We start from the raw sequence: 10,842 nt of genomic DNA on the forward strand, positions 1-10,842 counted from the left end.
AGCCAGTGCGCGAGTACCAGGGTCTTTAATAATTAAAGAGGCCAGAGACGATGAAACTGCCCCCGCTTTGGAAAATTACCCGGGAATTGAAGCGCCCGTTTCAACAGCTGCCCAGTCTGCCTGGTCATGTCGGCTCCTTTTTGTTCGGGGCCAGATTTTATGACATGTTTCTCGCTGGCCGGATCAGGCAGACAGATGGTGGTGTTCCAGCGGGATCGCGTGTTGCGATTTACCTGATCTTCCCGCAAGGCGGGCTGCTCGAAAGCCATAAGCTGGCACTCCGGTACCTCCGCGAAAACAACTATGCGCCTCTGGTTGTTTCAAATCTGCCTGTTACGGGCGAGGATGCGGAGTACCTGAAGGCAAACTGCTGGCGCCTGCTGGAGCGACCGAATGTCGGTTATGACTTTGGCGGCTACCGGGACGGTGTTCTGTCGCTTCAAGGCAGCCTGGAAACTCTGGATCGCTTGGTGCTTCTTAACGATTCCAGCTGGTTTCCGTTGCCGGGGTCCCGCAATTGGTTGCAGGATGCCGAGGATCTGGGTGTGGACTACGCAGCAGCTGCGACCAGTTTTGGAATATCTCGGGTGACGCCGGATCAATATGAACAGATACAGTGGGAATTTGATCCTGGATTGCGTCACTTTCACTACGGATCTTATGCGTTGTCCGTTGGTCCCAAACTGCTGCGAAGCAAGCGCTACAAGCAATATTGGCAAAAGTATCCCCTGACCAAGAAAAAGAACAAGGTGGTTCGCCGGGGAGAAATTGGTATGACCCGCTTTGCTTTGAAAAACGGATTCTCGCACGGGGCAACCTATGACATTCGCAGTTTGCCAGAGGTTTTGCAGAGCTGCTCAAATGCCGAAATCAACAAGCTGGCCCGCTCGTTGACCTATCTCGATGACGCGGTCAGCCAGGAGTTTCTTACGCGTTCTGTTCCTGGATTGGACGCGGAAAGATCGAAAGAGGAGCGGGAAAAACTTATAAAGCTCATGCTGACAATCGCGGCGCGTATCGGGGTCAGTTATGTTCTGCCAAGCCTGCTTCACAAGAAGCATGGCTTTGCGTTCCTCAAGAAATCTTTGGTATCAGCAGACCAGGAAAACTCCGACAGGGTTTACGATTTTGCCAAGACGCTTGATGGACCTGAAGGCAGGGTGATCTTGAAGGAAATCGAAGATATCAGGCGGCACAAGGGCTTTTGAGCCTGATTGATGCGGCCGCGCCAGCGTGCTGACAAGGCCGCATCCTGGTAGCTTTATTCCGGCGCTTTCACCTTGCGCAGGTAGGGGAAGATGGTCTCGAAGTCGCCGAACTTCGCCTTGGCATCCTCATTCGAAACCGCAGGCGGGATAATCACGTCCTCGCCGGGCACCCAGTTCGCCGGGGTGGCGACGCCCTTGGCCGTCATCTGCAGCCCGTCCAGTGCCCGCAGGATCTCGGCAAAGTTGCGGCCCACGGTCATTGGGTAAGTCATCGAAAGCTTCAGCTGCTTGTCCGGGCCGATAATGAAAACCGAGCGCACGGTGGCGCTGTCGGCAGGGGTGCGGCCATCGGGCAGATAGGCTTCGGCAGGCAGCATGTCGAACGCCTTGGACACCGCTAGTCCGTCGTCGGCAATGATCGGGAAGCCCGGCGCAGCCTTGCCGTATTCCTCGATGTCCTTTTTCCACTTCTTGTGGTCCTCGACACCATCAACCGAAACGCCGATCACCTTGGTGTTACGCTTGGCCCATTCGTCGCCCAATTGCGCAACCGCTGAGAATTCGGTGGTGCAGACAGGGGTGAAGTCCTTGGGGTGGGAGAACAGAATCGCCCAGCTGTCGCCGATCCAGTCATGGAATGTAATGCTGCCCTGATCCGTTTCCGCGGTAAAATCCGGGACCGTGTCGTTAATGCGCAAACCCATGGCGGTATCTCCTTGTCAGTTAAATATTGAGTCGTCTTGACTGCTACCTAAGTACTCTAACGCAACGATAAAGTAGCCGTGCAAGGAAACCGCAAAATATCTCTGCTCGCCGGGCCGGCAGCCGCCTGGCACGGGTCTTGACAGGGCTTGCAATAATTTGATCAAATTATGTAGCAAAGACCCTTGCTCCCTTCTGGGTGCAGTGACAGAGTGGCCGCAAAACCGGCAAGCCGGTGCCAGGAATACGTCTGAATTGGGAGTTCCCAGATGATCGAAAAACGTGACTTTTACATCAACGGCCAGTGGGTCGCCCCCGCCGCCGCAAATGATTTTGAGGTGATCAACCCCTCGACCGAAGAACCCTGTGCAGTGATTTCGCTGGGTTCTGAAGCCGACACCAACGCCGCGGTGGCCGCTGCCAAGGCGGCGCTGCCAGGCTGGATGGCGACGCCGGTGGAAGAGCGCATCGCGCTGGTCGAGAAGCTGATCGACGTCTATGAGGCCCGTGCCGAGGACCTTGCCCAGGCAATGTCGCTGGAAATGGGCGCGCCGATCGACATGTCGCGCTCCTCGCAGGTTGGCGCCGGCAGCTGGCACCTGCGCAACTTTATCGCCGCGGCCAAGGAGTTTCCCTTTGACGCACCGCTGAATGACCGGAGCCCCAACGACCGCATCATTCACGAGGCTGTGGGCGTCTGCGCCCTGATCACGCCTTGGAACTGGCCGATGAATCAGGTGACACTCAAGGTCGGCGCCGCCGCAGTCGCTGGCTGCACCATGGTGCTGAAACCGTCGGAACAAAGCCCGCTCAATGCAATGATCTTTGCCGAGCTGATGGATGAGGCGGGCTTCCCTGCCGGTGTGTTCAACCTGGTGAATGGCGACGGCCCGGGGGTCGGCTCGCAGCTGACCACCCATCCGGATGTGGACATGATTTCCTTCACCGGCTCTACACGCGCAGGCGTCGCCATTACCCAGGCCGCCGCACCGACCCTCAAGAAGGTGGATCTGGAGCTGGGCGGCAAAGGCGCCAACGTGATCTTTGAAGATGCCGATGAAAAGGCCGTGAAGCGCGGCGTGCTGCACATGATGCAGAACACCGGCCAGAGCTGCAACGCGCCCAGCCGGATGCTGGTTCAGAACAGCATTTATGACCGCGTGGTTGCCGAGGCTGCGGAAGTGGCAGCCAAGGTGGAGGTCGGCCCGGCCGATCAGGAAGGCCGCCACATTGGCCCGGTGGTCAATGAACTGCAGTGGAACAAGATCCAGGACCTGATCCAGGCGGGTATCGACGAAGGCGCCAAACTGGTTGCCGGCGGCACCGGCCGTCCGGACGGGCTGAACAAGGGCTTCTACGTGAAGCCGACGGTTTTTGCCGATGTGAACAACCAGATGACCATCGCGCGGGAGGAGATCTTCGGCCCGGTGCTGTCGATCATTCCTTTCGAGACCGAAGAGGAAGCGATCGAGATCTCCAACGACACGCCTTATGGCCTGACAAACTACGTGCAGACCCAGGATGGCGCCCGCGCCAACCGCATGGCCCGTGCGCTGCGGTCCGGCATGGTGGAGATGAACGGCAAGTCCCGCTCGGCAGGCTCGCCCTTTGGCGGCATGAAACAGTCCGGCAAGGGCCGCGAAGGCGGCAAATGGGGCATTGAGGACTTCCTGGAAGTGAAAGCCGTCGGCGGCTGGGCTGCCGAGTAAGCTTAATACGTTCGAAGCAATGGAGAGCCGCCTTCCGAGGCGGCTTTCTTTTTGCGCCATTGTGCGCGACGGGGCGGTGCTCCCGCGCCTTCAGGCCGCCCGGCTGCGCCGGACCGCATTCAGGCTCGGGCGTGGCCCGTGCTGCGCATGGGCAGGGGGCTGCTGAGCGGTGCTTAACCCTCAATGGGTGCTGAGAGTTCTGGTCAGAAATAGGCTCTAAGCAGGCAGATTACTGCAATTCCGGTGCCCATTGTCAGCGGCAGGCTGCGGGTGATCAGCGCCACCATAAAGGCGGCTGTGCCAGCGATCCATTCATCCGGTCCGCCCTGCATCAGCAGATAGGTGACCAGCGAAAGGATCAGGCAACCCGGCAGTGCTTGCAGCCCGCGTGCCCAGGGGCCGTGATCCGGCAGCCTCCGGCCCAGCAGATAGCCCGACAGACGCACCGCAAAGGTTGCCGTTGCCAAGCCAAGGATCAGGGTCCACGTCTCAGTCATGGCCAAATGCTCCTGCGATGGCCGCACCGCTGACGCCGCCCAGGATCAGTGTCCAGGTGGGATCCAGCGGAGACAGCAAACCTGCAAGCAACACGATGGCAACGGATCCGGCCCATGGCAGCAGCATGGCGTTGCCGCTCCATAAGGAGCGCAAGATGGCGATAAAGGCGGCAGTGAAGGCAAAGTCCATGCCCAAGGCGCGAGGTTCCGGTACGGCCGCCGCGAACCCCGCACCTGCAACCGTGGCCAGAACCCAGACCGCGACCAGCGCCAATCCGCCGCCCACCAGATACCAGTAGCCCGCTATGCTGCCGCGGGCGCGCGTTGCGTGCATCAGCGCCCAGTTCTCATCCGTGGCCAGATGCACACCAAGCAGCACCTGCCACCAGGGGCGCCCGGCCAGTTCATCCCGCAATGAGGCCGTGATCAGCAACAGCCGAAGGTTCAGCGCAAGCCCCGCCAGCAGGGCGGCACCCGCACCGGCGCCTGCCACCAGCCGCTCTACCGCGATGATCTGCGAGGACCCGGCAAAGACGATGGTCCCCATCACACCTGTCTGCAGCCCGCTCATCTGCGCCTGAGCGGCCAAAAGGCCAAAGGCCACGCCATAGACAGCGACGCCGACTGCCAGCGGCAGGATGTCCCGCAACCCGGCCAGCAGCTGGCCGCGGGCAGGGGGCTGAGCAGTTATGTCCTGAACGGTCATTGCAAGGCTCCTCTGGAAAAAGGCGGGATGTTCATTTAAGCCGAACGTGAGGCTTCTTTACCGAACGAACGAATTGTTCGTCAAGGTGAACGATGGGATGAAATAATGAACACATCAGCGCCCCACAAGATGATAGCCGCGGCCATCCAGCGCGAACGCAGCCGCGCGGGAAAGTCGCTGTCGGCACTCGCGGCCGAGGCGGGAATTGCAAAATCGACCCTGTCTCAGCTGGAGGCAGGCAATGGAAACCCCAGTGTAGAGACGCTTTGGGCGTTGGCGGCAGCGCTGGATATCCCGCTAAGCCTGCTGTTTGAAACCGAGGCGCCGGCCACAAAGCTGATCCGCGCAAGCGAAGGAGAGGTGCTGGAGTCAGAACAGTCGGACTTTGCCGCGGTCCTGCTGTCGCGCAGCCCGCCGAATGTGCGCCGGGATGTCTACCGCGTGGTGATGCAGCCGGGAGAGATCCGCCGCGCCCAGCCGCATCCGCGCGGCACGGTGGAGCATATGCTGATTTGTTCCGGGCAGATGCGGGCTGGGCCGGAAGGGCAGGAGGAGCAGCTGTGGCCGGGCGATTACTTTACCTATCCGGGGGATCACCCCCATACCTACGAGGCGCAGCAAGCGGACACTGTGTTCCTGATGGTGATGGAAGCGCCGTGAACAGGCTCTAAAACTGGGGTTTTACCCGGAATTTCAGCGACTCGCCGCTGTCAGGATGCTTGATCCGCAGCTCCTCTGAATGCAGCATCAGGCGCGGATGCTCCAACGCGGCGCCAGTGGCATAGAGCGGATCGCCCAGGATCGGGTGCCCAAGTGACAGCATATGCACCCGCAGCTGATGCGAACGCCCGGTTTTGGGGGTCAGCCGCACCCGCGTGGCAGCGTCCTCATATTTCATCACCCGCCAGTCGGTGACGGCAGGCTTGCCGGTCTCGTGGCAGACCATTTGTTTGGGCCGGTTCGGCCAATCGACGATCAGCGGCAGGTCCACGGTACCGCTGCGCGGCTCCAGCCGGCCTGCCACCCGCGCGACATAAGCCTTTTTAGCAGTGCGCTTTTCAAACTGCATCGACAGGTGCCGCTGTGCATGGGGGGTCAGGCCAAAGACCATCACGCCGGAGGTATCCCGGTCCAGCCGGTGCACCAGCAGGGCCTCAGGGAAGGCTGCCTGGATCCGGGTGATCAGGCAGTCGGACAGATGCTCGCCGCGCCCCGGCACAGACAACAGGCCGGCAGGCTTGTTCACCGCCAGCAGTTCGGCGTCGTGGTGCAGGATCTCCAGCGGGTCCTGCGGCGGGGTGTATTCGCTTGATACGGCCATGGGCGTTTGCCTACTGCGGGAGCCGGCCAAGGGCAAGCGGTGCCGCGCCGCTTTCCCGCCTGCAGCACCTTTGATAAATTGACACTGTCCCGGCGATCCGGTAACCGGCGCGCCTCACTGACACATGGGGACGATGCATGGCACGCAAACGCAAAGGGCGCGATATTTCCGGCTGGCTGGTGGTGGACAAGCCCGCGGGGCTGACCTCGACGGCGGTTGTGAACAAGGTGCGCTGGGCGCTGGAGGCCAAGAAGGCCGGCCATGCGGGCACATTGGACCCGGAAGCAACCGGTGTTCTGGCCGTTGCGCTGGGCGAGGCGACCAAGACCGTTCCCTATATCACCGATGCCTTGAAGGCCTATACCTTCACCGTGCGGCTGGGCGAGGCAACCAACACAGACGATGCCGAGGGCGAGGTGATTGCCGAAAGCGCCGAACGTCCCAGCGATGAGCAGATCAAGGAGGCGCTGTTGCCCTTCCTGGGCGAGATCATGCAGGTGCCGCCCAAGTTCTCCGCGGTCAAGATCGACGGCCAGCGCGCCTACAAGCTGGCGCGCGATGGTGAGGATGTGGAGATCGAGGCCCGCCCGCTGTGGGTCGAGGAGCTGATCATGCTGGATCGCCCCGATGCGGACCACGTGGTGCTGGAAATGACCTGCGGCAAGGGCGGTTATGTGCGTTCCATCGCCCGGGACCTGGGCGCGGCGCTGGGTTGCCACGGCCACGTCAAGGAACTGCGCCGGATCTGGTCCGGCCCCTTTGATGCGGCAGAGGACGGGATTTCGCTGGAAGAGATCGACCGCTTGGCCCGCACTCCGGAGCTGGACACGTATCTGCGCCCGCTGGAAGAAGGCCTGGCCGATCTGCCGGAGGTCAAATGCACACCAGAGGGCGCGGTGAAGCTGCGCAACGGCAACCCGGGCATGGTGATGCCCAATGATGAGGTTGAATATGGCGATGAGGCCTGGGCTTCACTCAATGGCCAGGCGGTTGCGGTCGGCGTCTACAAATCCGGCAGCCTGCATCCCTCCCGGGTCTTCAACCAGGACGGCAGCGCCGGTTAACAAAGCGTATCTTTTTGGGTCAGCAGCGGTGACCGGATGTTTCGCGCGCGAAACATTTGGGCAGCAAGGCTGACCTAATATCCTTGGGGTATTCTGCGGTCTTGCCTAGGCTGGCCTGGCTGTTCCGTTGTCTCCGAATACGGAGTAATACTCTTGTGCGGTCAGGATGATACTGGCCTGAGCGCCCTCTTCGGCGCTGATCTGGTTACCCGACGCATCACGCCAACGGTCCTCGCTGGTGGAGTAGTCGTCATGGAAAGCAATGCTGACCCCTGACTGATCCCCGGGCAATGATGCGATGGCAATACCGTCCATGGCGATCTGAGTGCTGTCCTGATCCGCGTCGTAACTGACGCTCAGCCCGTCTATGGCATCTTCGAAGCTGTAGCTGGGAATGGACCCGAAGCCGGCAATAACCGGGAAATCGATCCGCAATTGATCTTCCGCCGGATCGAAATCGGTGATTTCCGCCGCCGGAGTTCCGGCCTCATACACATTTGCAAAGGCGTGGAAGGTGTCCGCCCCTGCGCCGCCGGTGGCCGTTGTCCCGGGACCGATCCACAGGCGGTCATCTCCTGTGCCACCGTCGAGGACGTCATCGTTGTCACCCACACGGGTCAGTTCGCCCGGAAAATGGTTGTAGGAGTTGTCGTAGAAGACCGTGCCGCTCCCGCTGAACAGCGAGTCATTGCCGTCACCGCCCGTGAGCGTGTCAGCGCCGTCTTCGCCAAAGATCACATCATCGCCTGCGGTGCCGTCCAGTGTGTCACTGCCCGAAGTGCCGCGGATCGCATCTAGGGCAAAGGGGGCGCTGAAGCCGGGAATTTCAAACTGTTCAGTCCGTTCAATGTCTCCATTTCCACGCAGAAAATCCACTTCAAGAACCTCCCCCTCTGCGAGCGAAACGCCTGGCAGGGTCAGGATCGTTTGGTTGTTGAGAGTGTCGATAAAGCGCAGGCCGTTGCCGTCTTCGGTCTCGATCAGCCTTACGTTACCCGAATGATACGGTGTCAGTGCCAGCTGGTCGGTACCCAGTTCAAAATCCTCGACCACCGTTTCACGGCTGCCCTCATCGTCCAGGATGAAGCGGTCCGCGCCTTCGCCGCCGGTGGCAGTATTGCCTGCACCTAGATGCAGTTCATCATCACCGCTGCCGCCCGTCAGCAGATCCTGATCACCGGCATTTCCCGTCAGCGTGTCGTTTCCATCTCCGCCGTTAAGCGTGTCATCCGTTCCAGCGGTGCCGGACAAATTGGCGGCCTGGGGTTGCGGGTCAGGTTTAACAGGTGTTTACGGCTCAACAGGTCTTTCCGGTTCAGCCGTTTCTTCGCCGGAGTTTTCGGCCCCGTCGAAGCCAACAGCAATGGCAGAGCCTGCAAGTGCAAGAAAAATCAGAAGTTCCATGTTGCCCGGATCATTTAATCGAAAAAAGCCATCGCGGTAAAAATACGTCCGCGGTTCTGCCAGAGGCTGCAGGAAACGCCCTTGGAATGCAATCTGTGCCGTTCTAAAACCGCCGCCATGATCACCCGCAGCCACACCAAGGGCGACGCGCCCTCCACCGCCGTCTATTCCGATTGCGAAAACTACCGCTACAGCCTAACCCGGGTCTGGGACCCGGCAGGGCAGCGGGTGATGTTTGTGATGCTGAACCCGTCGACCGCAACCGAGGTCCAGAACGACCCGACCATCGAACGCTGCGAGCGCCGCGCCCGCGCCTTGGGATTCGGCGGCTTCCGGGCCACCAACATCTTTGCCTGCCGGGTGACCGACCCGCGGGAGATGCGCAGGCTGGAGGCGCCGGAGGGGCCGGACAACATGGCCGCCATTCTGGAGGGCTTGGCATGGGCGGATATGGTGATCTGCGCCTGGGGCACCCACGGCGCACATCGCGGCCAGGGTGTGCGGGTGGAGGCTGCGTTGCGGGCATCCGGCAAGCCGCTTCATCATCTTGGTCTCAGCAAGGCCGGCCACCCCAAGCACCCGCTCTACATTGCCTACAGCCAGCAACCGCAGCCCTGGCTGGCAGGCGCAATCAGCTGAACTCCGTTAACCGGTGTTCTCCTTTTGTTTTGAATACGCCGCGGCAATGTGAGAGTGTGGGCGCAATTTGGTTTGCGTGTTAGGGTTGAGTGGTAATGTTGTGGCTGGCGAGCATGTTGGGGCTGATGGCAGTAGGCGGAGCGGTTCTGGCGGACACCTCCGCAGAGGAGGAAGAGGGCAGCGGTGCTTCCTCTGGTCCGGAAGCCGAAGATGACGGTTTGGACGGCGGCTACATCGAGCCCAGCGGCGAAGCGGCGGCAGACAGCGGCGGCGGGGATACAGTGTCCGGCGCCAGTAGCAGCGAAACTGTGACCGGCACGGATGGCGGAGACGTGCTGGCGGGCAGCGGCTTGCCTGACAGCATCAGCGGCGGCAGCGGAGACGATCAGATCGCAGGCTATGGCGGCGACGACTGGCTGGACGGCGGCGCGGGCAATGATGTGCTGCATGGCGACGCCGGAGACGACAGCCTGTATGGCGGCTCCGGGAACGACCTGCTGCATGGCGAGGACGGCGCCGATGCTCTGGACGGCGGCGAGGGGGCTGACAGGCTGTACGGGCATTTTGGAGCAGACAGCCTGCTTGGCGGCAGCGGCAATGATGTGCTGCACGGCGGTCAGGACGGCGACTGGCTGGAGGGCGGCGAAGGGGCGGATTCGCTGCATGGCAATGATGGTGATGATAGCCTGACGGGCGGTGGCGGCGAAGACGTGCTGTTTGGCGGTGCTGGCGATGACGTGGTATCCGGCGCCGGGGATGGCACTGAGCAGGACTTTGTAAACGGCGGCGGCGGCGACGACACGCTGATTGCCGGGGCTGGCGACGTGCTGACCGGCGGCGCAGGCGCGGACCAGTTTACTGCAGGCAACTGGACCGGCACGGCAGAGGCCGTTCAACTGATGGATTATGTTGCTGCAGAGGATCAGCTGGTTCTGGTCTGGGATATTGAGAGCGGCGCGGAACCCTCGGTCGAGGTGCAGCAAAATCCGGGCGCGGAAGATGAGCAGCTGATACTGGTGGATGGGGAACCGGCCCTGCGGGTGTCTGGCGCCGGGGCGCTGACCGCGGCGGATCTGGTGCTGATTGACACGGATTCAGCGGCGGCTGTGGGGATGCTGCCGCAATAGCCAGATGCCTGCATCCCTGCACCAGGCACATAATCTTTGCCTTTGCAGCGGAAACATCATATACGCCCGCATCTGCCGCGATTCTGCGGCGGATTTCTCCACGGGCCTGTGCTGGACGACATCCCGGCCTGAGCCATCCACTCTAACCTTATGAAGGAGACCCCGATGTCGATCACTGCGGAAGAAAAAGCGCGCCTGATGAAAGAATTCGCAACCAAAGAAGGCGACACCGGTTCCCCGGAAGTCCAGGTTGCAATCCTGACCTCGCGCATCAACACCCTGACTGAGCACTTCAAAACCCACAAGAAGGACAACCACGGCCGCCGTGGCCTCCTGAAAATGGTTGCTCAGCGCCGCAAGCTGCTGGACTACACCAAAGGCAAGGATGAGGCCCGTTACCAGGACCTGATCAAGCGTCTGGGCATCCGCCGCTAATCCGCGCTTATCCGGATTTTCTGCGCCCGT

At 61.1% G+C, this 10,842-nt stretch carries 13 protein-coding genes; 7 read left to right on the top strand and 6 right to left on the bottom strand.

What is annotated here, in order from left to right:
• The first annotated feature begins 50 nt into the window (after positions 1 to 50).
• A complete protein-coding gene (locus RA21_RS08250; RefSeq protein ID WP_019295127.1) occupies positions 51 to 1,208 on the top strand; it encodes a rhamnan synthesis F family protein in 1,158 nt (385 codons plus the stop codon).
• Positions 1,209 to 1,261: 53 nt separating this feature from the next.
• Here RA21_RS08250 and RA21_RS08255 read toward each other — a convergent pair whose 3' ends face one another.
• A complete protein-coding gene (locus tag RA21_RS08255) occupies positions 1,262 to 1,912 on the bottom strand; it encodes a peroxiredoxin (protein ID WP_019295126.1) in 651 nt (216 codons plus the stop codon).
• A gap of 267 nt (positions 1,913 to 2,179) precedes the next feature.
• On the opposite strand from RA21_RS08255, the gene RA21_RS08260 reads away from it, so the two are divergent.
• Positions 2,180 to 3,619, top strand: coding sequence for an aldehyde dehydrogenase family protein (locus tag RA21_RS08260; protein ID WP_039147717.1), 1,440 nt, complete (start codon positions 2,180 to 2,182; stop codon positions 3,617 to 3,619).
• Positions 3,620 to 3,822: 203 nt separating this feature from the next.
• Here RA21_RS08260 and RA21_RS08265 read toward each other — a convergent pair whose 3' ends face one another.
• Positions 3,823 to 4,116 (bottom strand): AzlD family protein, encoded by a 294-nt coding sequence (locus RA21_RS08265; RefSeq protein WP_039147719.1) that lies wholly within the window; start codon positions 4,114 to 4,116, stop codon positions 3,823 to 3,825.
• Complete coding sequence (locus RA21_RS08270; protein ID WP_019295123.1) at positions 4,109 to 4,822, bottom strand: AzlC family ABC transporter permease; 714 nt, start codon at positions 4,820 to 4,822, stop codon at positions 4,109 to 4,111. The genes RA21_RS08265 and RA21_RS08270 overlap by 8 nt, the downstream gene beginning before the upstream one ends.
• Positions 4,823 to 4,927: 105 nt before the next feature.
• Between RA21_RS08270 and RA21_RS08275 the strand changes: the two genes are divergently transcribed.
• Positions 4,928 to 5,482: a helix-turn-helix domain-containing protein gene (locus RA21_RS08275; protein ID WP_039147721.1), complete on the top strand. Its 555-nt coding sequence runs from the start codon at positions 4,928 to 4,930 to the stop codon at positions 5,480 to 5,482.
• 7 nt (positions 5,483 to 5,489) lie between these two features.
• Here the strand turns inward: RA21_RS08275 and RA21_RS08280 are convergent, their stop codons facing one another.
• Positions 5,490 to 6,143 (bottom strand): RluA family pseudouridine synthase, encoded by a 654-nt coding sequence (locus RA21_RS08280; protein ID WP_039147723.1) that lies wholly within the window; start codon positions 6,141 to 6,143, stop codon positions 5,490 to 5,492.
• A 137-nt stretch (positions 6,144 to 6,280) separates the two neighbouring features.
• Between RA21_RS08280 and truB the strand changes: the two genes are divergently transcribed.
• Positions 6,281 to 7,207, top strand: coding sequence for a tRNA pseudouridine(55) synthase TruB (gene truB / locus RA21_RS08285; protein WP_039147725.1), 927 nt, complete (start codon positions 6,281 to 6,283; stop codon positions 7,205 to 7,207).
• Between the two features lie 105 nt (positions 7,208 to 7,312).
• Here truB and RA21_RS23415 read toward each other — a convergent pair whose 3' ends face one another.
• Both RA21_RS23415 and RA21_RS22985 read right to left on the bottom strand, forming a co-directional pair.
• Positions 7,313 to 8,458: a calcium-binding protein gene (locus RA21_RS23415; protein WP_039147727.1), complete on the bottom strand. Its 1,146-nt coding sequence runs from the start codon at positions 8,456 to 8,458 to the stop codon at positions 7,313 to 7,315.
• Positions 8,459 to 8,497: 39 nt separating this feature from the next.
• Positions 8,498 to 8,746, bottom strand: a complete 249-nt coding sequence (locus RA21_RS22985; RefSeq protein WP_206540050.1) for a hypothetical protein — start codon at positions 8,744 to 8,746, stop codon at positions 8,498 to 8,500.
• On the opposite strand from RA21_RS22985, the gene RA21_RS08295 reads away from it, so the two are divergent.
• The 3 genes from RA21_RS08295 to rpsO all read left to right on the top strand — a co-directional run bounded on the left by RA21_RS08295 (position 8,729) and on the right by rpsO (position 10,812).
• A complete protein-coding gene (locus RA21_RS08295) occupies positions 8,729 to 9,250 on the top strand; it encodes a DUF1643 domain-containing protein (protein WP_039147729.1) in 522 nt (173 codons plus the stop codon). The two genes, RA21_RS22985 and RA21_RS08295, sit on opposite strands and share 18 nt — an antisense overlap.
• A 125-nt stretch (positions 9,251 to 9,375) precedes the next feature.
• The gene (locus RA21_RS08300; RefSeq protein ID WP_241483485.1) at positions 9,376 to 10,377 is read left to right on the top strand and encodes a calcium-binding protein; all 1,002 of its coding nucleotides are present in this window, start codon (positions 9,376 to 9,378) and stop codon (positions 10,375 to 10,377) included.
• A gap of 165 nt (positions 10,378 to 10,542) precedes the next feature.
• The gene (gene rpsO, locus RA21_RS08305) at positions 10,543 to 10,812 is read left to right on the top strand and encodes a 30S ribosomal protein S15 (protein ID WP_019295116.1); all 270 of its coding nucleotides are present in this window, start codon (positions 10,543 to 10,545) and stop codon (positions 10,810 to 10,812) included.
• Positions 10,813 to 10,842 lie beyond the last annotated feature (30 nt).

The organism is Leisingera sp. ANG-DT (genome assembly GCF_000813785.1).
GTDB lineage: Bacteria > Pseudomonadota > Alphaproteobacteria > Rhodobacterales > Rhodobacteraceae > Leisingera.